This is a genomic window from Ensifer sp. EB106-03-01-XG145 (genome assembly GCF_058792075.1).
On record NZ_JBYTEC010000010.1, the window covers coordinates 238,831 to 264,774 of the forward strand.

Below are 25,944 nucleotides of genomic sequence, written 5' to 3' on the forward strand. Positions count from 1 at the left end.
AGGTGCAAAGACTGGCAGGTTCGTGAGGGGTGAGCGGGATCAGCGGCACGCACTGATCCCGCCTTGGAACTCAATCGACGCGCTTCTGCAACGCGCGGGCACCATTCGGCGCATTCACCTTGCCCTCGGTGATGAAGTAGGCAAACACATCGCGCGGCTCTTTCTTGGCCTTGCGGTCCGGGGCGCTCTTCTCAAGCCCGCTCGGCTCGTCGCCACTGGCAAAGCTCTTGGCGCGCTCGGCCCAGAGGTCGAGCTTGTCGGCCGCATAGCAGGTCTCGATATCGTCGCTGCCCTTCTGCAGACGCAGATAGACGAAGTCGGCGGTAACGTCGGCGATCATCGGATAATCCGCATGTTCGGCGAGCACCACGGCAACGCCGTATTTCTCCAGCAGCGCCACAAACTCCGGAACCTGGAAGGTGGGATTTCGGACCTCGACCACATGGCGGAGCGAAAGCCCATCCTGTTTTGCCGGCAATAGTTTCAGAAAACCCTCGAAGTCGTCAGGTTCAAACTTCTTCGTCGGCGCGAACTGCCAGAGGATCGGTCCGAGATGAGGCCCAAGCTCGGTCAAGCCCTGCGTCAGGAATCGCTCCATGGATTCACCGGCTTCCGAGAGAACCTTGCGGTTGGTGACGAAGCGGCTTGCCTTCAGCGAAAAGATGAAATCATCCGGCACCTCGGAGGCCCATTTGGCGAAGGTCTCGGGCTTCTGCGACGAATAATAGGTGCCGTTCACCTCGATCGCACGAAGCTGCTTGCCGGCGTATTCGAGCTGCCGCTTCTTTGCCAGCGTGCTCGGATAGAAGGTGCCCTCCCAGGGCTCGAAGGTCCAGCCGCCGATACCAACGCGGATCTTTCCGGATTTTGCCATGCCATCCTCCTCAACAACGGTCGTCGCTTGACCGCGTGCTTTTCAGTCTTTGATCGATTTCGCCATGTCCAGGAGTGTCCACCCTGGACGATAGGGATTGGGTCGGCGACCCGTTTCTTGAAATCCATAGGCGCGATAGAGGGCGATGTTTCGCTCCATGCGTGAATTGGTATAGAGCCGCACCTCCGGCAAGCCCCACTCGGCCGCCTTGCCGTCCAGGAATTTCAGCAATTCGATGCCGAGCCCCTGGCCCTGACAGGCTGGGGCAACGGCAATGCTGAAAATCAGCAGGTGATCGGCGTGCCGCTCGAAAACGGCAAGCGCCGCGACAACTTCATCTTGCTCCCGAAGCCAAACCTCGCCGCGAAGAATGCGAGGCGCAGAGTCCTCGGTGACCGGGAGCGGCGGCCCGCCAAGCAGCGCCCGATAGGGCTCGTAGGCCGCCTCCGTCATGCTTTGCACCGCGGCCAGATCTTCCAGACGAGCAGGCCGCATCATGCCGCGATCACTCCTTCCGATCGCCGATCGGCGTCGAGGCGTTCACTCCGCCGCCTCGACCTTTTTCATCGGCCGGCGATCGAGAAGCTCCTTCAGGAACTGGCCGGTATAGGAGCGCCTCTCCTTGACCACCTCTTCGGGCGTGCCCTTGGCGATGACCTCGCCGCCACCATCGCCGCCCTCGGGACCGAAGTCGATGACCCAGTCTGCGGTCTTGATGACTTCGAGATTGTGCTCGATGACCACGACGGAATTGCCCTGGTTGACGAGCTCATGCAGAACTTCAAGAAGCTTGGCTACGTCATGGAAATGCAAGCCGGTCGTCGGCTCGTCGAGGATATAAAGCGTACGGCCGGTGGAACGCTTCGACAGTTCCTTGGCGAGCTTGACGCGCTGGGCTTCGCCGCCCGAGAGCGTGTTTGCCTGCTGACCCACCTTGATGTAGCCGAGGCCGACCTGGTTGAGCGTCACCAGCTTGTCGCGCACGGCCGGGACGGCGGCAAAGAACTCGACGCCTTCCTCGACCGTCATGTCGAGCACGTCGGCGATCGACTTGCCCTTGAAGTGCACGTCGAGCGTTTCGCGGTTGTAGCGCTTGCCGTGGCAGACGTCGCAAGTGACGTAGACATCCGGCAGGAAGTGCATCTCGATCTTGATGACGCCGTCGCCCTGGCAGGCCTCGCAGCGGCCACCCTTGACGTTGAAGGAGAAGCGGCCCGGCTGGTAGCCGCGCGTCTTTGCCTCCGGCAGACCGGCGAACCAGTCGCGGATCGGCGTGAAGGCGCCGGTATAGGTCGCCGGGTTCGAACGCGGCGTGCGGCCGATCGGCGACTGGTCGATGTCGATCACCTTGTCGATATGCTCGAAGCCATCGATACGGTCATGCTCGGCCGGGTTCTCGCGCGCGCCCATGATGCGGCGGGCGGCGGACTTGTAGAGCGTTTCGATCAGGAAGGTCGACTTGCCGCCGCCGGAGACGCCGGTCACGGCCGTAAAGACGCCGAGCGGGATCGAGGCGGTGACGTTCTTGAGGTTGTTGGCGCGCGCGCCGACAACGGTGATTTCCTTTTTCTTCTTCGGTTTGCGGCGTTCTCCAGGCACGGCAACCGCAAGCTCGCCTGAGAGATACTTTCCGGTCAGCGATTTCGGGTTGGCCATGACGTCGGCAGGCGCCCCTTGCGCGATGACTTCGCCGCCATGGATGCCGGCAGCCGGGCCGATATCGACGACATAATCGGCGGTCAGGATCGCGTCCTCGTCGTGCTCGACCACGATCACGGTGTTGCCAATGTCACGCAGATGGCGAAGCGTGTCGAGCAGGCGGGCATTGTCGCGCTGGTGCAGGCCGATCGACGGCTCGTCGAGCACGTAGAGCACGCCCGTCAGGCCGGAGCCGATCTGCGATGCGAGCCGGATGCGCTGGCTTTCGCCACCCGACAGCGTTCCCGAGTTTCGCGACAGGCTGAGATATTCAAGGCCGACATCGTTGAGGAAACGCAGACGGTCGCGGATTTCCTTGAGGATGCGGACGGCGATTTCGTTCTGCTTGGTGTTGAGATGCGCCGGCAGCGCTTCGAACCAGTCGCGCGCGATGCGGATCGACATCTCGGTGACTTGGCCGATGTGCAGCTTGTCGATCTTGACCGCAAGCGCCTCAGGCTTCAGCCGGAAGCCGGCGCAGGCCGGGCAGGGCGCCGCCGACATGTAGCGCTCGATTTCCTCGCGCGCCCAGGCGCTGTCGGTCTCCTTCCAGCGACGCTCCAGATTGGGCACGATGCCCTCGAAATTCTTGGTGGTGTTGTAGGAACGAGCGCCGTCCTCATAGTGGAAGACGATCTTCTCTTCCGTTCCGTGCAGGATCGCATTCTGCGCTGCGGAGGACAGTTCGTTCCAGCGATTGCCGAGCTTGAAGCCGAAGGCCTTGCCGAGCGCTTCGAGCGTCTGGTTGTAGTAAGGCGAGGAGGACTTGGCCCAGGGCGCAATCGCGCCGTCGCGCAGCGTCCGGTGCTCCTCCGGAACGATCAGCGCCACGTCGATCTTCTGCTGGCTGCCGAGGCCGTCGCAGGTCGGGCAGGCGCCGAAGGGGTTGTTGAAGGAGAACAGGCGCGGCTCGATCTCGGAGATCGTGAAGCCGGAGACCGGGCAGGCGAATTTTTCCGAAAACAGCACGCGCTCATGAGTCTCGTTGAGCGACTTGTTGGCGGAGCCGCCGGCGGCCGTTTCTTCCGGCGGCAGCGGCTTGTCGGCAAACTCGGCCACGGCAAGCCCATCGGCCAGCGTCAGGCAGGTCTCCAGGCTGTCGGCGAGGCGCGAGGCAAGGTCCGGCCGGACGACGACACGGTCGACCACCACATCGATGTCGTGCTTGTATTTCTTGTCGAGCGCCGGAACCTCGGCGATCTCGTAGAAGGTGCCGTCGACCTTGACGCGCTGAAAGCCCTTCTTCATCAGCTCGGCGAGTTCCTTCTTGTATTCGCCCTTGCGGCCGCGAACGAGCGGCGCAAGAATGTAAAGGCGCGTGCCTTCGCCGAACTCCAGCACGCGGTCGACCATCTGGCTAACCGTCTGGCTCTCGATCGGAAGGCCCGTTGCCGGCGAATAGGGCACGCCGACACGCGCGAAGAGCAGGCGCATATAGTCGTAGATTTCGGTGACCGTGCCGACCGTCGAGCGCGGGTTGCGCGAGGTCGTCTTCTGCTCGATCGAGATCGCCGGCGACAGGCCGTCGATCTGGTCGACATCCGGCTTCTGCATCATCTCGAGGAACTGGCGCGCATAGGCCGACAGGCTCTCGACATAGCGGCGCTGCCCTTCGGCATAGATCGTATCGAAGGCGAGCGAGGACTTGCCGGAGCCGGAAAGTCCGGTCATCACGATCAGCTTGTTGCGCGGCAGATCGAGGTCGATGCCTTTCAGATTGTGCTCGCGCGCACCACGAATGGAGATGGTCTTGAGTTCACTCATCGGAAGCCAGCTTTTGCATGTCGGTTGAAAGCCCCCTATGTAATGACGCTAACGCCCATGTCGAGGCGCAATCGGCAAAACAGGCGGCCAATTCGAGTCGGTTGACAGGATCATAGCCAAATACTAGAACAAAGAAAGAACAAATCGCCCATAAAACGACCAAATCTGTTGTGGATTATGTGCGAGGCGGGGCGTATCGGCGGCATCGGACCGCTAAGATGCGCGCTCTTGAAATTCCAAGCCGGGCCGGCGGCCCGGTGAAACCACGGGAAAAGCAACATGGCTGGAAGCGTCAACAAGGTAATCTTGATCGGAAATGTCGGGGCAGACCCGGAAATCCGGCGCACGCAGGACGGCCGGCCGATTGCCAACCTGCGCATCGCAACCTCGGAATCCTGGCGCGACCGCAACAGCGGCGAGCGCAAGGAAAAGACCGAATGGCACACGGTCGTCGTCTTCAACGAGGGCCTCTGCAAGGTCGTCGAACAATATGTGAAGAAGGGCGCCAAGCTCTATATCGAAGGCGCGCTGCAGACGCGCAAGTGGCAGGACCAGAACGGCAACGACCGTTATTCGACCGAAATCGTGCTGCAGGGCTTCAACTCGACGCTGACGATGCTGGACGGTCGCGGCGAGGGCGGCGGCTCCGGCGTCAGCCGCGGTGGCGGCGGCGACTTTGGCGGCAGCAACTACGGCGGCGGTGGCGGCGGTGGTTACGACGACTACGACCAGTCGCGCCAGTCTTCCGGTGGCGGCCGTTCGGGCGGTGGCCAGGGCGGTCAAGGCGGCCAGGGCGGTGGCTTCTCGCGCGATATGGACGACGACATCCCGTTCTGATCGCCCATCGATCAGTGTCGATCAGTATTGACGCAAAACGCCATGTCCTCTGGGACATGGCGTTTTTTGTTGTCCGTTCTCTTTGTCGCTCGTTCGGCGACGAAAGGCGATCAGCCGCGGCTCTAAAGCGCCATTGCCGATTTGACGCCGTCGACAACGAACTGCACCGCCAGCGCCGCCAGGATGACGCCGAGCAGGCGCGTCAGGATGGCGCGGCCGGTGACGCCGAGAAAGCGATCGATGCGCTCGGCGATGACGAGCGCAAGGAACAGGCTGAGCATAGACAGCGCGATGACGATCAAGAGTTGCGTGCGCTCGACCGCCGTCGGGAACGAGCCGGCGAGGAGGATCGTCGCGGAGATCGCGCCTGGCCCGGCAATCAGGGGAAGCGCGAGGGGAAAGACCGCGATGTTATGGATGTGATCCTTGGTGGTCGCGTTCTCGCCGGTCTTTTCCTTGCGTTCCTGCCGCTTCTCGAAAATCATCTCGAAAGAGATCCAGAACAGTAGAAGACCGCCGGCGATGCGGAAGGCGCCGATCGAGATGCCGAGCAGCCCGAGGATGCCGTTGCCGAACACGGCGAAGGCGGCAAGGATGAAGAAGGCGATCAGCGAGCCGCGGGTGGCCACCTGAAAGCGCTCCTGTCGGCTGAGACCGACCGTCAGACTTAGGAAGATCGGCGCGAGGCCGGGCGGATCGAGCGTGACGAGAAGCGTGGTGAGTGCATTGACCAGGAGGTCGACATTGAACATCCGTTTCCCCTTCCGGATTTCGCCCCGGGTTTTCCCGGTGGCATGAAGGCATTGTTAGGCAAGCGGCACGGGCTTGGGAAGAGGGCGGCAAACAAAGTCTCAGCAATGACTTAATGAGCAATCCCTTGCGGCAATCGGACCGCAAATGCGCGGCGTCGCGGCGATTGGCGGCAGGGGTCTTCCGATTTCCCGCGCGATGCCCTAGAAAAGCCTGCTCCGGCGGCAAAAGACTGTTCACAACTGCCGCATGGCTCTTCGGCTCCTGATCTGGACTGTCGAACGAATCATGCAGCGAATCAAAGCGTTACAGTGACATCTTCACAGGTTGGCGGGTGAACGGCGCGAAGGGCCGCAAATTGGCGCTTCCCGTGGCAATCCGCTATAAATATCCGACTGATTCTGAACAAAGATCGTGATCACCATTGACTGAGCAAAGCACTCCCGGCGGCGGAAAAACTCCGCCAGGCATCGAGCCGATTTCCATCATCGAGGAAATGCAGCGGTCCTATCTCGATTACGCGATGAGCGTCATCGTCAGCCGCGCGCTTCCCGACGTGCGTGACGGTCTGAAACCCGTGCACCGCCGCATCCTCTACGGGATGAGCGAGCTCGGCATCGACTGGAACAAGAAATACGTCAAATGCGCCCGCGTCACCGGGGACGTGATGGGTAAGTATCACCCGCACGGCAACGCAGCGATCTACGATGCGCTGGCGCGTATGGCGCAGGACTGGTCTCTCCGCCTGCCGCTGATCGACGGCCAGGGCAACTTCGGTTCGGTCGACGGCGACCCGCCGGCAGCCGAGCGCTACACCGAATGCCGCCTGCAGAAGGCGGCCCATACGCTGCTCGATGATCTCGACAAGGAAACCGTCGATTTCCGCGACAACTATGATGGCACGCTGAGCGAGCCGTCCGTCGTTCCGGCGAAGTTCCCCAACCTGCTCGTCAATGGCGCCGGCGGTATCGCCGTCGGCATGGCGACGAACATCCCGCCGCATAACCTGGTCGAAGTCATCGACGGCTGCATGGCGCTCATCGACAATCCGGCGATCGAACTGCCGGAATTGATGGAGATCATCCCGGGCCCGGACTTCCCGACCGGCGCATTGATCCTCGGCCGCTCCGGCATCCGTTCGGCCTACGAGACCGGCCGCGGTTCGGTCATCATGCGTGGCCGTGCGCATGTCGAGCCGATGCGCGGCGACCGCGAGCAGATCATCATCACCGAGATCCCCTTCCAGGTGAACAAGGCGACGATGATCGAGAAGATGGCCGAACTGGTGCGCGAGAAGCGCATCGAGGGCATCTCGGATCTGCGTGACGAATCGGACCGTCAAGGCTATCGCGTCGTCATCGAACTGAAGCGCGACGCCAATGCCGACGTTATCCTGAACCAGCTCTACCGCTACACGCCGCTGCAGACCTCGTTCGGCTGCAACATGGTGGCGCTGAACGGCGGCAAGCCGGAACAGATGACGCTGCTCGATATGCTGCGTGCTTTCGTCTCCTTCCGCGAGGAAGTCGTTAGCCGGAGAACGAAGTACCTGCTGCGCAAGGCGCGTGACCGCGCCCACGTCCTGGTCGGTCTCGCAATTGCCGTTGCCAACATCGACGAAGTGATCAAGCTGATCCGGCATGCGCCCGATCCGCAGACCGCACGCGAACAGTTGATGGAACGCCGCTGGCCCGCCCATGACGTCGACAGCCTCATCCGGCTGATCGACGATCCGCGCCACCGGATCAATGAAGACAACACCTACAACCTGTCGGAAGAGCAGGCCCGCGCCATCCTCGACCTGCGCCTCCAGCGCCTGACTGCGCTCGGCCGCGACGAAATCGGCGACGAACTCAACAAGATCGGCGAGGAAATCAAGGATTACCTCGACATCCTGTCCTCGCGCCTGCGCATCATGACCATCGTCAAGGACGAGCTCATCGCTATCCGTGACGAATTCGGCACCCCGCGCCGAAGCGAGATCATGGAAGGCGGCCCTGACATGGACGATGAGGACCTCATCGCCCGTGAAGATATGGTCGTGACCGTCTCGCATCTCGGCTACATCAAGCGCGTGCCGCTGACGACCTACCGGGCGCAGCGCCGCGGCGGCAAGGGTCGCTCGGGCATGGCGACCAGGGACGAGGATTTCGTTACCCGGCTATTCGTCGCCAATACCCATACGCCCGTTCTGTTTTTCTCCTCGCGTGGCATCGTCTACAAGGAGAAGGTCTGGCGCCTGCCGATCGGCACCCCGCAATCGCGCGGCAAGGCGCTGATCAACATGCTGCCGCTGGAGCCCGGCGAGCGCATCACCACCATCATGCCGCTGCCCGAGGACGAGGCGACCTGGGAAAACCTCGACGTCATGTTCTCGACGACCCGCGGCACGGTTCGCCGCAACAAGCTGTCGGACTTCGTCCAGGTCAACCGCAACGGCAAGATCGCGATGAAGCTCGAGGAGGAGGGCGACGAGATCCTCTCCGTCGACACCTGCACGGAGCATGACGACGTCATGCTGACGACGGCGCTCGGCCAGTGCATCCGCTTCCCGGTCGACGACGTGCGCGTCTTTGCCGGCCGCAACTCGATCGGCGTTCGCGGCATCAACCTCGGCGACGGCGACCGCATCATCTCGATGGCGATCCTTGGCCATGTCGATGCCGAGCCCTGGGAACGGGCAGCCTATCTGAAGCGTGCGGCCGCCGAGCGGCGCACGACGAACGGCGAAGAGGAAGAAATCGCTCTGGTCGGCGAGGAAGTCACCGACGGCGGCGAACTGTCGAACGAACGCTTCGAAGAACTAAAGGCACGCGAACAGTTCGTGCTGACGGTCTCGGAGAAGGGCTTCGGCAAGCGCTCGTCGTCCTACGATTTCCGCACCTCGGGCCGCGGCGGCAAGGGCATCCGCGCCACCGATACCTCGAAGACGACGGAAATCGGCGTACTCGTTGCGGCCTTCCCGATCGAAGACAACGACCAGATCATGCTCGTCTCCGATGGTGGCCAGTTGATCCGCGTGCCGATCAATGGCGTCCGGCTTGCGAGCCGCGCGACCAAGGGCGTCACCATCTTCTCGACCGCCAAGGACGAGAAGGTCGTTTCGGTCGAGCGCATCAGCGAGCCTGAGGGCGACGAGGAAGGCGAGGAGGCGGCTGTCGAGAACGGAGCGCCGGAAACGCCAGCCGAATCCGAGGGTTAACTGCCCACGCGATAGAAGCGCCAAGGATTTTGAAAGCCCGCCATCTTGGCGGGCTTTTCTATTGGTGGCGCACGCGTCCCTTTGCGGGCAACGCAACTTGCCCACGAGATCGAAGCGTGTTACGCGCGAACCATGGAAAATGTCGGCAACGTCAATGCTTCGATTATTCGCACTATTCATCGAATGGTGGGTTGACGCGCGCTCCTTTTCCGAAAGCAGCAACCCGCCGCAAGGCGGGTTTTGTTTATCCGTCTTGCGCAACCCAAGAGACGGACATGTCAGATCACGAACTGAAACAGGTTATCCAAGCTGCCGACCGTGCAATCACGGCGGAAGATTTTGAGAGCTTGATGGATTTCTACGCCGACGACGCGACGCTGGTCGTCAAACCCGGTCTCAACGCGACCGGAAAGCCCCAGATCCAAAGAGCGTTCGTGGCGATCGCCGCCCATTTCAAGAACCAGATGAAAGTCCGCCAGGGCGAGATGAAAGTGATCGAAGGAGGCGACACCGCGCTCGTCATCATGGAAACGGTACTCGATACGGTGGACGCGGAGGGCGCCGATGTCTCCATCGTGAGGCGGGCAACCTACGTCTTCCGCAAGTCGGATGCCGGAAAATGGCTTTGCGTCATCGACAATTCCTACGGGACGACGCTGCTTGATGGGTAGTCGCCGCGCTAAGTGGAAGCATCACCGTCCTGGGCTGCAGGTGCGACACTGCGAATGTAGTCGCGCAGCCCCTTGGCGAGCGCATCGAAAGTGACGCGGCAGCGCGGCGCCGTTTTCAGGTTCTCGTGCATCACCAGCCAGGTATCGAGCTTCATCTCGAAGAGACCAGGCAGCACCGGGAGAAGGTCGGGGTCGCGCGCTGCCAGCCCGTTCTGGCAGATGCCGATGCCGAAGCCGGCGCGGATCGCTGCGAGCTGAGCAAGGTTGCTGTCGGCCTTGAGCGCAAACCGTGCCGCCGGCAGTTCGGGGGATCGGGCGATGATCGCCCGGATCGCCGCGGTTTCCCGGTCGTAGCCGATCAGGCTGTGATCGGCGAGATCGGTCAGTGCCTGCGGCATGCCGCGCCGCGCGATGTAGCTGCGGTGGCCGTGAAAACTGATGGGGACGACGCCGAGGTGGCGGGCGATCAATGCATCCTGCGCGGGCGCGACCATACGCACAGCGATATCGGCCTCCTGACGCAGCAGGTCCTCCACGGTGTCGGAGGCGGAGAGTTCGATCGTCAGCTCCGGATAGGCCTCGTGCAGCTTCGCCAGGATCGGCGGCAGGACCTCGATGCCGATGACCTCGCTGGCGCTGATGCGCACGGTACCGCTAACGGCATCACGCTGGCTGGACGCCGCCCGCAACAGCGCCGCAGATGTCGCGGAGAGCGTCTCCGCATAGGGCCTGAGCGCCAGCGCGGCATCGGTCGGCAGCAGGCCATGCGGGGAGCGCACGAAGAGCGGATAGCCGAGTGCCGCTTCCATCGCGTCCACGTGCCGGCCGACGGTCGGCTGCGTGAAGCCAAGCTCACGGGCGGCCGCCGATAGCGACCCCTCCCGCAGCACCGCGAGAAACGTTCTGTAGAAATCCCAGCTCAAGTCCATCTTGCTCATATATTTCAGTATATCTGATCAAGAGTTTTCGGCAATTCCGTTTAGCTCGGCGATGCGTGATCCTGTCCTCATCGAAACGGATGGAGCGAGACATGGCCGAGATGCCGGAAAGAACAAAGAGCGCGCTGGTGCTGGGGGCGACGGGCGGTATTGGCAGCGCTGTGGCACGCGGGCTCAGCAGGCGCGGCTGGCAGGTGCGCGCCTTGAACCGAAACGCCGAGAAGGCAGCGCAGGCGGAGCCGGCGTTCGACTGGCGGCAAGGCGATGCCATGGACGCACGCGACGTTCGCGCTGCGGCGGAAGGGGTCGATCTGATCGTGCATGCCGTCAATCCGCCCGGCTACCGCAACTGGGGAACCCTGGTGCTGCCGATGCTCGACAACACCATCGCGGCTGCGAAAGCCTCAGGCGCGCGCATCCTCCTGCCGGGAACGATCTATAATTTCGGCCGGGATGCCTTTCCCATTCTGACCGAGGACGCCCCGCAGAACCCTGACACCGACAAGGGCCTGATCCGCAAGGAGATGGAGCGTCGCCTGAAGGACGCGTCCGAGGCAGGCATCGGCGTCATCATCGTCAGGGCAGGAGACTTTTTCGGCCCGGGAGCCGCCAACAACTGGTTTTCGCAAGGGCTGGTAAAGCCCGGAAAACCGCTGACGGCGATTTCCTATCCCGGCCGTGAAGGCACCTCCCACCAGTGGGCCTATCTGCCCGATGTCGCGGAAACCATGCTCCGCCTCGTGGAGCGTGCCGAAAGCCTGCCGCGCTTTGCCGTCTATCATATGCGCGGCTTCCTCGACCGGAACGGAACGGAGATGGTGGCGGCGATCCGCCGCGTCGTCGGCAAGCCGGAGCTACCCGTCAGGGCTTTTCCCTGGTGGCTGATCGGCCTTGTCTCGCCCTTCGTCCCGCTGTTCAGGGAACTGCGCAAGATGCGCTACGTTTGGCGCGAACCTCTGAGAATGCCGAACGAGCGGCTCCTGGCGGTTCTCGGCGAAGAACCGCATACGCCAATCGACGAGGCGGTCGCAACGACGCTCAGGGGACTTGGTTGCATGCCGCCTATAGAGGCAGAGGCCAGAACGGCCACTGGTGACCGCGTTCTCGCGTAGTGGAATTGCCTGGCGAAGCCGCTACGGCTAGCGGCACGGATGGCGCGTCGAACCGTCAGTTCCTGAAGACAAGGCAGGCGCCACCGCTCTTGCGAATGGTGGCGCAGAGCTTGTTTGCTTCCGCCTGGGTCTCGCGGCCGATGCGTGCGGCGTAGCGGATCCTGAGGCCAAAGCTGGCATTGCGCTCCCTGAGCAGGAGGGCCTTCTCGCTGCGGATCGGTTCCGGCAGGCGCTTGGCAGCACGCACAAACAATCGCTGCGCCACCGACTTCTGGAAGTGCGCGGCGAGTTGCACGCCCCAGGGCGCCCATTCGGCTTCGTCGATCACCTCGATATCGCGAAGGTTGCGGGTGCTGGCGAGCGCCACGCAACCATCGAGAAAGGTCTTGCCCTTGTCGAGCGTCAGGTCGAGCGTCTTCGGTGGATTGTCGCGCCAGTCCTCGACGCTGTAGGCGGTGATCGCCAGGACGTAGTTGCGCGTCTCAGTCGGCAGCCAATCGACCTCGAGAAAACGCTCCAGCCCGTTTTCTCCGGCATTGTAGGCGGCGGCGGCAAAGCCGAGATTGCCATAGCGCGACTTGAGCTCGTTCAGATATTCCGCGGACTTGCCCAGCGCCTCGACGACATCGAAGCTGTTGTTGAGCCCCCGCATCTTCGCCGTTCCAGGCATGAACTGCGCGATCCCTTCGGCCCCCTTGGGGCTGACCGCATTCGGCCGGAACAGGCTTTCACGCCAGATCAGGCGGGCGAAGAAGGCCGCGGGCAGGTCGTTCACCGTCGCGTAATGGTCGATCACGCCGCAAACATCGCGGGCGAAGTTCTCCTTGCTGATGCAGAGCGCCTTCGCGGGATCGATGACAGACTGCCCTGAATAGACGCATTTCGGTTGGGGGAGGAGCTCATCGATACGAGCGGCCGCGGGGACCGCTCTGTATGCCGGAAGGCTGACAAGCAGCGCCAGCGCCGCTCTCGCGACCCGTGCCCAAGCGCCCGCTCTCACCTTCCGCCGAAGACCCACGTTTAAGTGTTTCCAGAAACAATCCTTGCGCGTTCATAGCATCTAAGACCGCCTCGACAAACGGTCATTGTCGAGACGGTCTAGCGCGGCGAACCTGTCGGGAGCACCAATTGCATGAATGTCAGATCGAGCCAGCGGCCGAATTTCGTGCCGACTTCGCGCATGCGGCCGGTGTCGATGAAGCCCAGTTGGGTGTGAAGACGGATCGAGGCCGTGTTTTCCGATTCGATGCCCGCGATCATCACGTGTTTGCCCAGCCGTTCGGCCTCGGCGATCAGCGCGACCATGAGTTCCCGGCCAATGCCACCGCCGCGCCGATTCTTGTGAACATAGACGGAGTGCTCGACCGTGTGGCGATAACCATCGAAAGCGCGCCAGTCGCCAAAGGACGCATAACCGACGACGTCGCCTTCATCGGATACGGCCACCAGCACCGGATAGCCCGCGTCCGCGCGCGCCTTCAGCCAGGCCGCTCGATTGGCGACGTCGACCAAGGTCTCGTTCCAGATCGCCGTCGTGTTTGCCACCGCGTCATTGTAGATCTCGCAGATGACTGGCAGATCGTCTTGGATGGCCGCTCGGATCAGCATGCTTGCTCCTCACATTCGTTCACTATATGACTACGATATGGATACTAAAGTAGACAGCCTGGATCAACGGCTCAGTGAACGAATTCGGCTCGAAAGAGAAGCGCGCGGCTGGTCGCTGAGCGAGCTTTCGGAGCGCTCGGGTGTCTCGCGCGCAATGATCCACAAGGTCGAGCGGGGCGACAGCAGCCCGACGGCAACATTGCTCGCCAAGCTTGCGGGCGCGTTCGGGCTCACCATGTCCAGCCTGATCGCGCGCGCAGAAATGAGCCAGGGCAGGCTGTCGCGACGCCGGGACCAATCGGTCTGGCGCGATCCACAAACAGGATATCTCCGGCGCCACGTGTCACCGATGTCGGAGCTGCCGCTCGAACTGGTCGAGATCGAGCTTCCGGCAGGCGCCGACGTGTCGATCCCGGCATCCGCCTATGCGCTTCATCGTCGATGGATATGGGTGAAGCAGGGCAGCCTGACCTTTGTGGAAGGCCTCGATACCCATGTTCTCGGCGAGGGGGATTGCCTGGAGCTTGGCCCGCCGCAGGATTGCGTTTTCCGCAACGCCAGCGGCGAGACCTGTATCTACGCCGTCGTCCTGTTGAGGACCGGCCGAACTTAACGGTCGAGCTCGGCGATTGCGATCTGCGCCATCGCCAGGTCGCTCTCCACGCCGAAGTCGTCACCATCCTCCAGGAACCAGGCGGCGGAAAGCCCGGCATAGGCCAACACCCAATTCAGGATGCGGCGCGGGTGAAGGCCGGTCTCCTCGGCGACGATGGGCAGGTGCCGCTGCAGCCGGCCCGGCGCGGTGACCAGGGGCAGCTCCGGATTGCAGAACAGGTTGGCATAGTCGTAGCCGCGATCGCCAAGGACGCGCTTCGGGTCGATTGCCAGCCAGCCGCGGTCGCCGAAATCAAGAATGTTGGCGTGATGCACGTCGCCATGCAGCACGACAGGTGGTTCCGGATCGGCAAACAGGCCTTTCGCCGCCTCGAGCGCACGGACAAAAAAGCCGCCTTGAGCAGGAGCGGCCGCCTCAAGTGAAGCGAACCATTTGTCGAGCGGCACGAGATCCTGGGGAACGGGTGTCGAACGCGGAGCATGAAGCTCGGCAACGGTGCGGCAGATGATGCGCGTCACGTCTTCATCGCTTCCCGTCATCGCCATGTGAAAGAGGTTGCGCTGGCTGTCCGTGCGCTCCATCAGGACGGCATCGCCATCGGACTCATAGACTTTTGCCGCACCGTGCCCGTTCCAGTAGAGCATCGGCAGGCGACCGAACTTTTCCTCGGGATCCTGCGCGACTTTCAGCATCGCCGACTGGTTGCGGTAGCGGACGGGTTGAAGATGGCTGGAAGGCGTGACGATAATTTCGCCGTCAGGCTGCAATGACCATTTTTCAAAATATCTAGAAAACATAAGGAGTTAATTTCCCAATGGACAAATGCCCCGTCGGGTGACGGGGCATCGGCCATGTGGGAGCGTCAGGCAACCTGTTCAAGGGCCGGATAGTCCGTGTAGCCCTTGGCGCCGCCACCATAGAAGGTCGCTTGATCCGGCGGGTTGAGCGGCGCGTCGCGCTTCAGCCGCTCGACGAGATCCGGATTGGCGATGAACGACTTGCCGAAAGCGACGAGATCGGCTTCGCCGTCCTTGATCGTCTTCACCGCCAGCGTCCTGTCATAGCCGTTGTTCGTCATCCAGGCAGCCTTGCCGCCGGCCGCGACGTAGGTGGAACGCAGAGCGTCATAATCGAATGGCCGGTCGCCCTGCTGGTGGTCGCGTGGACCACCCGTCGCGCCTTCGATGATGTGGATGTAGGCGAGGGGATAGCGAGCGAGGTTCTTTAGCACATAGCCGAAGAGCGTTTGCGGCTCCGGATCGAAAACGTCGTTGGCCGGCGTGACGGGCGAAAGGCGGATGCCGACGCGTCCGGCGCCGATTTCCGTCGTCACGGCATCCATGACCTCAAACAGGAAGCGGGCACGGTTGTCGATCGAACCGCCGTAGCCATCCGTGCGGTGGTTCGAACCGGAACGCAGGAACTGGTCGATGAGATAGCCGTTGGCCGCATGGATCTCGATGCCATCGAAGCCGGCGTCGATCGCAGCGCGCGCAGCCTTGCGGTAGTCCTCGACGATACCTCCGATCTCGGCGACATCAAGCGCGTGCGGTTCGGAGGTTTCGGCAAAGGAACCGGTACCGTCAGAATTGATCAGATAGGTCTTGGACTTGGCACGGATTGCAGAGGGCGCAACCGGCTTGAGACCATCTGGCTGCAGCGAATTGTGCGAGATACGGCCGACATGCCACATCTGCACGACGATCCGGCCACCCTTCGCATGCACCGCATCCGTCACCTTGCGCCAGCCTTCCAACGCCTCCGGCGTATAGAGACCGGGCACGTCGGCATAGCCCTGGCCCTGCTGGGTGATCGCCGTTCCCTCAGTGATCAGCAAGCCGGCCGTCGCGCGCTGCTCGTAGTAGGTGACGTTCAGTGTGTTCGGAACGGCGCCGGGTGAACGATTGCGTGTCAACGGCGCCATGACGATGCGGTTCTTCAGCGCGATGTCGCCGATGGTGATGGGGTCAAAAAGCGAGGCCATGGGAAGTCCTTTCGGTGGAGTCTGCTTGGGAGGAGCTGTTTGCTTTTAGAGATCGCCGATGCTTTTGAGGAAGGCGGCAATCGTCTCTTCATCGCGGCGGTAGAAGATCCACTGGCCAACCCGGCGCGTTGTCACGAGGCCGGCGCGCTGAAGCACTGCGAGATGCGAGGAAACGGTCGACTGCGACAGGCCGCAGCGTTCGAATTGACCGGCGCATACGCCGAGATCGAGCGGATGTTCCTGTGTTGGGAAATGGAGCTGAGGCTCCTTCAGCCAGGCGAGGATGTTCACCCGCACTGGATGGGCAAGCGCCTTCAATATCTCGTCTCGATCCATTGTATATCGCCATATCGTGTTTTATCGATAGATGTATCGCCAAAACTCGATATTCAAATCACAAGACCGTGAACACCATGACGGCAAAAAAAGAGGGCCTCAAGAAAACTTGGGCCCTTGTAGTTGTGAAGGTAATAAGAACCTCCAGAGGGGAACAGCTAATGCGGTGGCGGGGGAGGAGGAGCCACCAAGAATGCATCAGCTGCATTTTGATATGGGAAGCGAAGTATCGGCTTTCAATAGCCGACTGTGATTTTCGTCACGGCTCGCTCGTCTTCAAACAGTAGACAAAAAAAGAGGGCCACAAGATGACTTGGGCCCTTATAAGTTGTGAAGGTAATTAAACCTCCAGAGGGGAACAGCTGCTGCGGTGGCACTGGGAGGAGAAGCCACCAAAGATGCATCAGCTGAGTTTGGTATGCTGCTTTTTTGGGCGGGCAGCAATCATTTAATATGCATGACAGCCATGTCATGTGCGCATCCCTGCCCATTTCTGCATCGCACAAAGAAAATGCGCCGCATAAAATAGAGGGCGCATTCAAAATATCAAATTAAAAACATATAGTTACGGGAACAGCCAAGAAATGCTCACAAAAAGAGCATTTGCCGATTGAACGTCAGAAGTTCCAGTTCCGGGCCTTGGCGACGATGTAATCGCGGAAGACCTTGAGCTTGGCGGCATTCTTCATCTCGTCCGGATAGCAGAAATAGGTATCGAACGAGGGGATGTCGGCGCTGATCGGAAGCTGTATGAGGCCCGGATCGCGGCCAACGATATAGTCAGGCAGCATCGCAACGCCGATGCCCAGGAGGCAGGCCCGCTTGATCGAGGTCTGGCTGTTGATCTGCAGGTGCGACACGCGCGGATTGTCGGAATCGCGGCCGGCGATTTCGAGCCAGTTGACGTCGAGCAGATAGTTCGGCGCCGGCTCACCGAAGGTGATGATGCGGTGATTGTCGAGATCCTCGACCGACTGCGGCTCGCCGTATTTGTTGATATAGGAGGGTGCTGCATAGACGTGCATGTGCACCGTGAACAGCTTGCGCTGAATGAGGTCCGACTGCTGCGGCTGGCGCAGGCGGATGGCGCAGTCCGCATGGCGCATGTTCACGTCGAGCTCTTCATTGTCGAGGATGAGCTGGACTTGCACGTCCGGGTGCAGCGACATGAACTCCTGGATCTTGTCGGTGAGCCAGCCCTGGCCGAGGCCGACGGTCGTGGTGATGCGCAGCTTGCCGCTTGGCTTGTCCGTGGTTTCGCTCAGCTGGACCTTGACGCTTTCGAGCTTCATCAGCACTTCGTGCGCCGTCCGGTAGAGGATCTCGCCCTGTTCGGTGAGGATCAGGCCGCGCGCATGGCGGTGGAACAGCTTGATGCCGACGTCCTGCTCAAGCGAGCTCACCTGCCGGCTGATCGCCGATTGCGAAAGATGGAGCTTGTCTGCCGCATGCGTGAACGACCCAGCCTCGGCCGCCGCGTGAAAAATGCGCAGTTTGTCCCAGTCCAGCGACATGAAGTCCCCCATAAGAAACCACTCCGGAAGACGGGGTCCTGTCTTCCGGATGTGGCTGATGCGTCTGTTCCCACACGGGGCGAGGTGCCTCAGCGGCACCACCCCGATTCGCAGCTTCTATTCGGCTGCAATTGCGACGGGCATATGACCCGCCAGGTATTTCTCGGTCTCGAGCGCTGCCATGCAGCCCATGCCGGCCGCCGTCACCGCCTGACGATAGATGTCGTCCGTCACGTCGCCTGCGGCAAAAACGCCGGGCACGTCGGTCGCCGTCGAATCGGCCGCGGTCCACAGATAGCCGTTGGACTTTTGCCGAAGCTTGCCTTTGAAAAGTTCGACCGCCGGGGCGTGACCAATCGCGACGAACACCCCGTCGGTGACCATGTCGGAGGTTTCGCCGGTCTTGGTGTTGCGCAGCTTCACGCCGTCGACCGAGGCGGGCATCGGCGGCTTGGCCGGTGCGCCCAGATATTCGACGACCTCATGGTCCCAGATCACCTTGACGTTCGGCTTGGCGAACAGGCGCTCCTGCAGGATTTTCTCGGCGCGGAAGGAATCGCGGCGATGCACGACGGTGACGGTCTTGGCAAGGTTCGACAGGTAAAGCGCTTCTTCAACGGCCGAGTTGCCACCGCCAACGACGATGACATCCTTGTTGCGGTAGAAGAAACCGTCGCAGGTGGCGCAGGCCGAGACGCCGAAGCCCATGAAGGTCGGCTCGGTCTCGATCCCAAGCCATTTCGCCTTGGCGCCGGTGGCGATGATCAGGGCGTCCGCCGTCCAGTCGGTGCCGCTATCGGTCTTGATGCGGAACGGACGCACGGACAGATCGACGTCAGTCACGAGATCGTTGACGATCTCGGCACCGACATGGGTCGCCTGCTTCAGCATCTGCTCCATCATCCACGGGCCCTGGACCGGGTCGGCATAGCCCGGATAATTCTCCACGTCGGTGGTGATCATCAACTGGCCGCCCTGTTCCAGGCCGGCGATCAGCACCGGCTCGAGCAGGGCGCGCGCCGTATAGATGGCGGCCGTATAACCGGCCGGGCCGGAGCCGATGATCAGCACTTTCACGTGACGGGCAGTCATAGTCTTGTCCTTCGTTCACGGGGAGAGGGAACGCTCTCGTCCGATTCCATTGCGTCAATGGGAAATAGTTCCATAGTTTAGGTATTCCCTACCACGACTTTCAAGGGCGTCGGCCCTGATACACACAAGTGCTTGAGCGCCAAGCCTAGTTTTGCCACCAGATGACGCGTTTGTGCACCAGGTTTCGGCCATGCGATCCGTCTTTACCGAGCCATGCGCCGGGAGCAGTGCGACAGCGGAATGAATGCCGCATCGGGCCAAGCCGATGCCGCTTCGGACTGTGGCGGCCCATTTTTGCGGTAAGACCGGTGTCAGCCATGCCATTTTCCCGCGAATAGTCGGCGGGACTGCTTGTTGTCCAGCGGGTTTGGCGATATTTCACGCGGATTCACTTTGCTGGAGAAGCATATGGGGTTGAATGCCGGCCGTGCTTGGTTCCATCGCGCTGCGCTCGGCCACGCACCGACTCGAGACGACCTCGCCCTCCTGGAGCGCGCCTTGCCGAGAATCTCGACCGAGATGATCGCGGCTGCGCCGGGATAGGGGACGCACCAGTCAACATCGCCGGCCATCGGGGCCAGCTCAACCGTCAGCAAATACAAAGTTTTTGACTTTGCCCTCGCGCAAAATGTCACCACGCAAGAAGGACGAACGTTCATGACGAAACAAGTCGAGCTCGACGCAATCGATCTCAAGATCCTTCGCGAGCTCCAGCGTGATGGCCGGATGACCAATGTCGATCTCGCCCAAAGGGTCGGCATCTCTGCGCCGCCGTGCCTCAGGCGCGTGCGCAAGCTCGAGGAAACCGGCGTCATCAAGGGCTATCACGCGCTCCTGAACGCACCGGCACTCGGCTTCGACCTCGTCGCTTTCTGTATGGTGGGTCTGAAGCGCCAGTCGGAAGCAGACCTGAAGGCTTTCGCCGCGGCAACGGCCGAATGGCAGATCGTCCGCCAAGCCTGGACAGTTTCCGGCGAAAGCGACTTTTTGCTGCATTGTGTCGCCGAGAATCTGACGGCTTTCCAGGATTTCGTCATCGAAGTGCTGACGGCCAACGAACGGGTCGACACGGTGCGCACGATGCTGACCATTCGCCAGGTCAAGGATATCGGCCTCGTTCAGATCTAAGGCCCGCCCATGAGCAAGCTTCCGCTTTCCGCCTTCATCATCTGCCAGAACGAAGAAGCCTACCTCGGTAATTGCATCGAGAGCCTCGAGCAATGCGCGGAAATCGTCATCGTAGATTCCGGTTCGACCGACGGCACGCCGGTACTCGTGCAGTCCTATATCGACAAGGGCTGGCCGATCCGCTTCCTGCATGAGCCCTGGCGGGGTTATGCCGGCCAGAAGCAGTTCGCCCTCGATCAGTGCACGCAGCCGTGGTGCCTCAACATCGATTCCGACGAACGCCTCGATGAGCCGCTGAAGGCGCTGCTGCCATCGCTGCTCGATGCACCGGCGGAGACGGTCGGCTGGCGCGTCGCCCGCAGGCCCTATCTGATCGGTTACGGCTACACGCCCGAGCGGGTGCACGAGCGGCGGAACCTCAGGCTGATCCGCCAGGGCAGGGGACGCTACGACCTCAACCAGAAGGTCCATGAGGGGATCGTTCCGGACGGTGCCGTCAGCGCCGCAGGCAAGGGCAGCCTGCTGCACTACCGGCCGCTGATCATTGACGAACAGATCCTCAAGGAAAACAAATACTCGACGCTGAAGGCAGACCAGCAGTTTGCGGCCGGAAAGTCCGCGCGACCCTACAAGATGCTGTTCAGCCCACCGCTCTATTTCTACCGGCTCTATTTCCGCAATGGCCTTTGGCGCTGCGGCTTTCCGGGTTTCATCGAAGCGACGACGGGGGCAGTCTACGCCTTCCTGACCGCAGCCAAGATCTATCAGAGGCACGCGCTGAAGCGCCGTCCGAACCATGACGACATGGATCGGCGCCAGACCAGTCCGTGAGGTTCCCATGAAAATCATGCACTTTCATTTCGGCAAGGACGGCGGCGCAGAGCGCTTCTTCGTTCATCTGGTGAATGCGCTTGGCGAGCGCGGCGTCGAGCAGACCTCGGTCATCCGGCCCGGACGCATCTGGCGGAAGGATATCGAAGGTGCGACGCGCATCATCGAAAGCAATTTCCGCAACCTGTCGCTCGACCGGATCCTTTTGCCGATGAAGGTCAGCAGCATGGCGCGCCGCGAGAAGCCGGACGCGCTCTTTGCCTGGATGCCGCGCGCCAGCCGGTTGATGCCGAACTACAAGGGCTGCATCAAGATCTCCCGGCTCGGCGACTATCCGCTGCGCCTCGACTATTTCCGTAACACGGATTGTCTCGTCTGCAACACGCCCGGAATTGCCGAGCATGTGCGCAAGATCGGCTGGAAACGCGACGTCGAAGTGATCTCCAACTTCACCGGGACGGAACGCGTCGCGCCAGTCAGTCGCGCCACGCTCGACACGCCGGAGAATGTGCCGGTCGTCATGTCGATGGGCCGGTTCGTGCCGCGCAAGGGCTTCCACACGCTGATACAAGCCATCGCCAAGGTGCCGGACGCCTATCTCTGGCTGGTCGGCGACGGCGAGGAGCGGGAAAACCTCGAGAAACTTGCGGCCGACCTCGGGGTGGCAAAGCGTGTGCGCTTTGCCGGCTGGCAGAAGGATACGCGGCCGTTTCTCGCCGCTTCGGACATCTTCGTCATGGCATCGAGCCATGAGCCGCTCGGCAATGTCATCCTCGAGGCCTGGGCCCAGGGCACGCCGGTTGTCTCCAGCCGTTCGGAAGGGCCGCAATGGTTCATGCGCGATGGCGAGAACGGCTCGATGGTCGATATCGGCGACGCCGACGGTTTCGCCCAGGCGATCGACCGCATCGCGAGCGACGCGTCACTGGGCGAGCGCCTCGCCGCACGCGGCCACGAGACGCTGATGAACCAGTTCTCGAAGCAGGCGATCACTGACGCCTACTTGAAGCTCTTCGCTTCCAGGCGCTGAGCTAATTTCGCTCGCGCGGCTGCCACACGAATGGCAGCCGATCAGGAACGCATCAGCCGTTCGTAGACGGCGTTGATCGCACGGGCCTCGCCCTCGATGGCGAAGGAGGCGCAGGTGAGCCCCAGGCCGTTGGCGCCTGCCATCGTGCGGCGGCGATCATCATCCATGAAGCCGGCAGTCGCCTCAACCATCGCCTGCAGATCGTTTGCCGCAATGACCGTACCGGTTTCCTGCTCGCCGACGACGACCAGTTCCGAAAACGCACCGACATCGGTCGCAATAACCGGCACACCGGTTGCCATGGCTTCGAGCGGCGTCAGGCCAAAACCTTCCCAGCGCTGCGGCGCGATGAAGAGATCAAGCGCGCGATACCAATCGGGAATGTTGGTGTGCTCGCCGACGAAACGAATGCGGTCCGTCAGCCCGGCCTTTGCGACCCGTTCCTTCAACTCGTTCTCGAACGCCACATGCGGGCCGGTCGCGCGCCCCGCGACGATGGCGCTCCAGCCCGGCCGGCAGGGGAGCAACGCGATCATGCTATCGACGAACAGATCGGTTCCCTTCTGCTTACGCACCCGTCCGAAGCAGCCGACATATTTCTGCGCCGGATCGAGCCCGAGCGCAGACTTGGCGGCGACTGTATCCGCCGGCGGCTGGAAGCGTTTCGTGTCGATGCCGTGCAGGATGACCGTGTTCGGCACTTCGAGATAGGCGGCGGTCTTGCCGCTCGTCGCAATCACCGCATCCATCCTGGAGATCAGGAACTTGCTCCAGCCGGTGTGGCGCCGCTGCGAAGCCGAGGTGAAGACGATCTTCAGCTTCATACCGAGCAGATCGCGCAGCACGATTGCCGGCAGCATCTCGACGTTACGGCGTGCATGCCAGACCCGGCAGGGGCGGCCATCCGGTGCGCTCCACAAGCGCAGGAGATCGCGGAATCGGATCGAGGGCAGGGTGTCCGGCAGCCCCGGGCCAAGCACGGCGACCTTTTCGCCAAGCGCGCGCTGGATCGGAACCAACTGGATAATGGTGGACGTCACGCCCGAGAGGCGGCGCTTGAAATTGGGAGCGATGACCTCGACGTTCCGGATATCGGCCACGAAAGCGCACTCCTTGCGCGAGCAACGTTCGTCTTTTGGAAAGAGAGAAATGGGGCGAAGGGAGGCTTCGCCCCTGCCGGGGCTGATCAGCCCCAGTTGACCGCGAGAATTTCGTAGGCCTTGGAGCCGCCGGGGGCGTTCACTTCGATGGAATCGCCGACTTCCTTGCCGATCAGGGCGCGCGCGATCGGCGACGAGATCGAGATGCGGCCAGCCTTCACGTCGGCTTCCTGGTCGCCGACGATCTGATAGGTCTTTTCTTCTTCGGTGTCTTCGTCGACCAGCTTGACCTTGGCGCCGAACTTGATCTTGGAGCCGGACATCTTCGAGAGATCAATGACTTCCGCGCGGGCGATCAAGTCTTCGAGCTCGGTGACGCGGCCTTCGTTGTGGCTCTGCGCCTCCTTGGCGGCATGGTATTCGGCATTTTCCGACAGGTCGCCATGTGCACGGGCTTCGGCAATCGCCTCGATGATTCGTGGTCGTTCTTCCTGCTGGCGCCAGCGCAGCTCCTCCTGCAGGTTGACGAATCCACCCTGTGTCATCGGCACTTTTTCGACCATTTCATTGTCCTTCATCAAGCACGAGGCGCCGCCCTTTGGGCGGCGCCAACGCAAAAGAAAACGGTCTCCGGCGCGTAAACACCGGAACCGTCCGAAACTTCGAACCTTCGTTATAGCAGAAACGGAAGCGCGAAAGCCAGATATTTCGCCACCATCCACCGAAGCCAACAAACCATCCGCAACTTGTAGACGAAGGAAACCGGTGGCAAGTTTTGCAGAAACAGCTTTACCTCAACTGCGGTTGAGGTCGTATCAGAACTGCTCCTGCAGAATATCACGAGGAAGCATGGCCCATGGATCTGGCCAAGGATCACCACATCAAGACAGGCCCGAACGCGGAGCCGCAAGCGGATGGCCGCTGGAGCGAACTGCTCCGGCCCGACTATCTGGCGGCAACGGTCACACTTTGCCTTGGGGTCGCACTCTTTGCGTTCAATGAATTTTTCATTTCGACGGCGCTACCGACGGCTGTCGCGCAGATCAGCGGCGCCACGCTGCTTTCATGGGCGGTTACGCTCTATCTCGTCTTTGCGATTCTCGGCGGGGCGCTTGCCGCCAATCTGAAGGCGAGGTTCGGCGCACGTGGCACGCTGATTGCTGCCGCCGTCGTATTTGTCGCCGGAACCATGATCGCGACGACCGCGAGCAGCATGCCGCAGGTGCTTGCCGGACGGGTGTTCCAGGGATTCGGCGAAGGTATCATCGCCGCGGTCTGCTACGCACTGATCCCGGAACTCTTCCCGCCGCGGCTGGTGCCGAAGGTCTTCGGAGCCGAAGCCATCGTCTGGGCGATGGCTGCCTTTGGCGGTCCGCTCGTCTCCGGCTTCCTGACGGAACATTGGTCCTGGCGGGCGGCCTTCGGCGTCAATATTCCGGCAGCCGCAATCTTCGTCGTGCTCGTCCTCGCCATCGTGCCGGCACAGAAGATACCAACCACGAAATCACGTCCGATCCCGCTTCTACGGTTGGTCATCGTCGGCACCGGCATATTGCTGATATCGGTATCGACCACGGCCAGAAGCGTCCCCTTGATGGTCGCAGCGCTAGCGACAGCGCTAACGATCCTCTGGGCGGTGGTCCAGACCGACCGGCGCGCAGAACATTCGATCCTGCCTGCCGGCGCTTTCACGCTCGCAAAACCGCTCGGCACCGGCCTTTGGGTGGTGCTGCTGATGCCGCTGGCGCAGGCATCCGGCTCGATCTACCTCATCTACGGCCTGCAGCACGTGTGGAACTTCAGCCCGACGGCCGCCGGCTTTTCCGGCGCGCTGATGGCGATCTCCTGGAGCCTGACCGCAATTCTCGTTGCGAGCCTGCGCTCACATGATCTGCGCGTGAAGCTGATCCAGGCCGGGCCGGCTCTTCTCAGTATCGGACTTGCCGGCCTGACGATCGCGGTCGCCATCGACGAATTCCGCCTGGTCTTTCCGAGCCAGATCGCGATTGGCGCCGGCTTTGGCATCTCCTGGGGCACGCTCAGCCAGTTGATGATGGATGTGTCGCCGCATAAGGAACGCGACAAGACGTCAGCCTTTTTGCCGACGCTGCAATCGGCCGGCTACGCCATCGGTGCTGCAATCTGCGGGCTTACCGCAAATCTTCGCGGCTTTGACGAGAAGGCAAGCGTGGCGACGATGCATGGCGCATTGTTCACCGTCTTTGTGGTCGCATCCGTGATATCGACGGCATCGCTCTATTTCGGCGTCAGAACCGTGCGGCTTGCAGGCAAACGATCGCGGCACGCCCAAGGAGGAGCGGCGCTCGGGGCGCTCGCAGGAGACTAGAGCGCCGTGCGTTCAGACAGATGACGTTCTAGGCAGCTGCGTGGAGCGGCGTACCGACGTGACGGCGCCCAAGAAGCGCCCGTTGCTCGCCGCCGCGCCCGATCGATGGCACGATCGTTGCGAGCAGCCTGCGATTGCTGGAGAAGACTTCGACCTTCAGCGATCCATAGTCCGCGTCGCGGCCGATCTTGTCGGCGATGCGCTGACCATAATAGAGGGCCGAGCCCTCATCGAAATGGATGATGCCGTCCTCGTCGACGAAGTGCTCGTCGCCGCAATGCAGATCGAAGAAATAGAGTTGCACGATCTTGCCCCATATCGCGCCATGCCGGAGGTTTCTCCGATCCCGAAGTGCGCAGGCGTATAAGAGCATGGTGCGGAAGAATGCAGGCTGAACCGCTCGTTCATCGGGCATTCAGCCGGAGGTGCCGGACAAAGGTCGCGCCATACGGCATCCCACACGGACGATCGTTTCGCGGGGAGCGAAAACGGCGCGCGAGATTGTCGCGCGC

Annotated in this window: 24 protein-coding genes; 9 read left to right on the top strand and 15 right to left on the bottom strand. The window is 61.7% G+C overall.

What is annotated here, in order from left to right; translation table 11 throughout:
• Positions 1–70 precede the first annotated feature (70 nt).
• Genes AC3WWH_RS23000 through uvrA form a run of 3 tightly spaced genes read right to left on the bottom strand, consistent with a single transcriptional unit; the run spans position 71 to position 4,336 of the window.
• Positions 71–874, bottom strand: a complete 804-nt coding sequence (locus AC3WWH_RS23000; RefSeq protein ID WP_058324166.1) for a DUF72 domain-containing protein — start codon at positions 872–874, stop codon at positions 71–73.
• Between the two features lie 42 nt (positions 875–916).
• Positions 917–1,369: a GNAT family N-acetyltransferase gene (locus AC3WWH_RS23005; RefSeq protein ID WP_082641124.1), complete on the bottom strand. Its 453-nt coding sequence runs from the start codon at positions 1,367–1,369 to the stop codon at positions 917–919.
• Between the two features lie 45 nt (positions 1,370–1,414).
• Positions 1,415–4,336, bottom strand: coding sequence for an excinuclease ABC subunit UvrA (uvrA, locus tag AC3WWH_RS23010; RefSeq protein WP_058324168.1), 2,922 nt, complete (start codon positions 4,334–4,336; stop codon positions 1,415–1,417).
• A gap of 279 nt (positions 4,337–4,615) precedes the next feature.
• Between uvrA and AC3WWH_RS23015 the strand changes: the two genes are divergently transcribed.
• Positions 4,616–5,173 carry a single-stranded DNA-binding protein gene (locus AC3WWH_RS23015; protein ID WP_057250266.1) on the top strand — a complete coding sequence of 186 codons (558 nt, stop codon included), beginning with the start codon at positions 4,616–4,618 and terminating at the stop codon, positions 5,171–5,173.
• A 122-nt stretch (positions 5,174–5,295) separates the two neighbouring features.
• Here the strand turns inward: AC3WWH_RS23015 and AC3WWH_RS23020 are convergent, their stop codons facing one another.
• Entirely contained in the window at positions 5,296–5,925 is a 630-nt protein-coding gene (locus AC3WWH_RS23020) for a MarC family protein (RefSeq protein ID WP_057250268.1), read from the bottom strand.
• A 422-nt stretch (positions 5,926–6,347) separates the two neighbouring features.
• Here AC3WWH_RS23020 and gyrA point away from each other — a divergent pair, with 422 nt between their 5' ends.
• Positions 6,348–9,125: a DNA gyrase subunit A gene (gyrA, locus tag AC3WWH_RS23025; protein ID WP_058324169.1), complete on the top strand. Its 2,778-nt coding sequence runs from the start codon at positions 6,348–6,350 to the stop codon at positions 9,123–9,125.
• Between the two features lie 275 nt (positions 9,126–9,400).
• Positions 9,401–9,796, top strand: coding sequence for an SgcJ/EcaC family oxidoreductase (locus AC3WWH_RS23030; RefSeq protein ID WP_113398891.1), 396 nt, complete (start codon positions 9,401–9,403; stop codon positions 9,794–9,796).
• An 8-nt stretch (positions 9,797–9,804) separates the two neighbouring features.
• Here the strand turns inward: AC3WWH_RS23030 and AC3WWH_RS23035 are convergent, their stop codons facing one another.
• The gene (locus AC3WWH_RS23035; protein WP_373419929.1) at positions 9,805–10,725 is read right to left on the bottom strand and encodes a LysR family transcriptional regulator; all 921 of its coding nucleotides are present in this window, start codon (positions 10,723–10,725) and stop codon (positions 9,805–9,807) included.
• Between the two features lie 101 nt (positions 10,726–10,826).
• On the opposite strand from AC3WWH_RS23035, the gene AC3WWH_RS23040 reads away from it, so the two are divergent.
• The gene (locus AC3WWH_RS23040) at positions 10,827–11,846 is read left to right on the top strand and encodes an SDR family NAD(P)-dependent oxidoreductase (protein ID WP_082641118.1); all 1,020 of its coding nucleotides are present in this window, start codon (positions 10,827–10,829) and stop codon (positions 11,844–11,846) included.
• Between the two features lie 55 nt (positions 11,847–11,901).
• Here the strand turns inward: AC3WWH_RS23040 and AC3WWH_RS23045 are convergent, their stop codons facing one another.
• Entirely contained in the window at positions 11,902–12,864 is a 963-nt protein-coding gene (locus AC3WWH_RS23045) for a lytic transglycosylase domain-containing protein (RefSeq protein WP_058324173.1), read from the bottom strand.
• Between the two features lie 80 nt (positions 12,865–12,944).
• The gene (locus tag AC3WWH_RS23050) at positions 12,945–13,454 is read right to left on the bottom strand and encodes a GNAT family N-acetyltransferase (protein ID WP_058324174.1); all 510 of its coding nucleotides are present in this window, start codon (positions 13,452–13,454) and stop codon (positions 12,945–12,947) included.
• A gap of 37 nt (positions 13,455–13,491) precedes the next feature.
• On the opposite strand from AC3WWH_RS23050, the gene AC3WWH_RS23055 reads away from it, so the two are divergent.
• On the top strand, positions 13,492–14,067 hold the full coding sequence (locus AC3WWH_RS23055; RefSeq protein ID WP_058324200.1) for a helix-turn-helix domain-containing protein: 576 nt from the start codon (positions 13,492–13,494) through the stop codon (positions 14,065–14,067).
• Here AC3WWH_RS23055 and AC3WWH_RS23060 read toward each other — a convergent pair.
• The 5 genes from AC3WWH_RS23060 to trxB all read right to left on the bottom strand — a co-directional run bounded on the left by AC3WWH_RS23060 (position 14,064) and on the right by trxB (position 18,996).
• Positions 14,064–14,867, bottom strand: coding sequence for an aminoglycoside phosphotransferase family protein (locus tag AC3WWH_RS23060; RefSeq protein WP_058324175.1), 804 nt, complete (start codon positions 14,865–14,867; stop codon positions 14,064–14,066). The genes AC3WWH_RS23055 and AC3WWH_RS23060 overlap by 4 nt on opposite strands.
• 65 nt (positions 14,868–14,932) lie before the next feature.
• Positions 14,933–16,054 (bottom strand): alkene reductase, encoded by a 1,122-nt coding sequence (locus AC3WWH_RS23065; RefSeq protein ID WP_058324176.1) that lies wholly within the window; start codon positions 16,052–16,054, stop codon positions 14,933–14,935.
• Positions 16,055–16,099: 45 nt separating this feature from the next.
• Positions 16,100–16,390: an ArsR/SmtB family transcription factor gene (locus AC3WWH_RS23070; RefSeq protein ID WP_058324177.1), complete on the bottom strand. Its 291-nt coding sequence runs from the start codon at positions 16,388–16,390 to the stop codon at positions 16,100–16,102.
• A 617-nt stretch (positions 16,391–17,007) separates the two neighbouring features.
• Complete coding sequence (locus AC3WWH_RS23075) at positions 17,008–17,904, bottom strand: LysR family transcriptional regulator VtlR (RefSeq protein WP_034791460.1); 897 nt, start codon at positions 17,902–17,904, stop codon at positions 17,008–17,010.
• Positions 17,905–18,021: 117 nt separating this feature from the next.
• Positions 18,022–18,996 carry a thioredoxin-disulfide reductase gene (trxB, locus tag AC3WWH_RS23080; RefSeq protein ID WP_057250287.1) on the bottom strand — a complete coding sequence of 325 codons (975 nt, stop codon included), beginning with the start codon at positions 18,994–18,996 and terminating at the stop codon, positions 18,022–18,024.
• A gap of 657 nt (positions 18,997–19,653) precedes the next feature.
• Here trxB and AC3WWH_RS23085 point away from each other — a divergent pair.
• From AC3WWH_RS23085 to AC3WWH_RS23095, 3 genes are read left to right on the top strand one after another with little or no spacing between them, the layout of a single operon-like run.
• A complete protein-coding gene (locus AC3WWH_RS23085; RefSeq protein WP_053247447.1) occupies positions 19,654–20,124 on the top strand; it encodes an Lrp/AsnC family transcriptional regulator in 471 nt (156 codons plus the stop codon).
• Between the two features lie 9 nt (positions 20,125–20,133).
• Positions 20,134–20,955 carry a glycosyltransferase family 2 protein gene (locus AC3WWH_RS23090; protein ID WP_058324178.1) on the top strand — a complete coding sequence of 274 codons (822 nt, stop codon included), beginning with the start codon at positions 20,134–20,136 and terminating at the stop codon, positions 20,953–20,955.
• Positions 20,956–20,962: 7 nt separating this feature from the next.
• The gene (locus AC3WWH_RS23095) at positions 20,963–21,985 is read left to right on the top strand and encodes a glycosyltransferase (protein ID WP_058324179.1); all 1,023 of its coding nucleotides are present in this window, start codon (positions 20,963–20,965) and stop codon (positions 21,983–21,985) included.
• A 41-nt stretch (positions 21,986–22,026) separates the two neighbouring features.
• On the opposite strand, the gene AC3WWH_RS23100 is transcribed toward AC3WWH_RS23095, so the two are convergent.
• Positions 22,027–23,085 (bottom strand): glycosyltransferase family 4 protein, encoded by a 1,059-nt coding sequence (locus tag AC3WWH_RS23100; RefSeq protein ID WP_057250291.1) that lies wholly within the window; start codon positions 23,083–23,085, stop codon positions 22,027–22,029.
• 86 nt (positions 23,086–23,171) lie between these two features.
• Positions 23,172–23,648 (bottom strand): transcription elongation factor GreA, encoded by a 477-nt coding sequence (gene greA / locus AC3WWH_RS23105; protein WP_058324180.1) that lies wholly within the window; start codon positions 23,646–23,648, stop codon positions 23,172–23,174.
• 293 nt (positions 23,649–23,941) lie between these two features.
• On the opposite strand from greA, the gene AC3WWH_RS23110 reads away from it, so the two are divergent.
• Positions 23,942–25,432: an MFS transporter gene (locus AC3WWH_RS23110; protein ID WP_058324181.1), complete on the top strand. Its 1,491-nt coding sequence runs from the start codon at positions 23,942–23,944 to the stop codon at positions 25,430–25,432.
• Between the two features lie 28 nt (positions 25,433–25,460).
• On the opposite strand, the gene AC3WWH_RS23115 is transcribed toward AC3WWH_RS23110, so the two are convergent.
• Entirely contained in the window at positions 25,461–25,736 is a 276-nt protein-coding gene (locus tag AC3WWH_RS23115; protein WP_063893379.1) for a DUF6894 family protein, read from the bottom strand.
• Positions 25,737–25,944 lie beyond the last annotated feature (208 nt).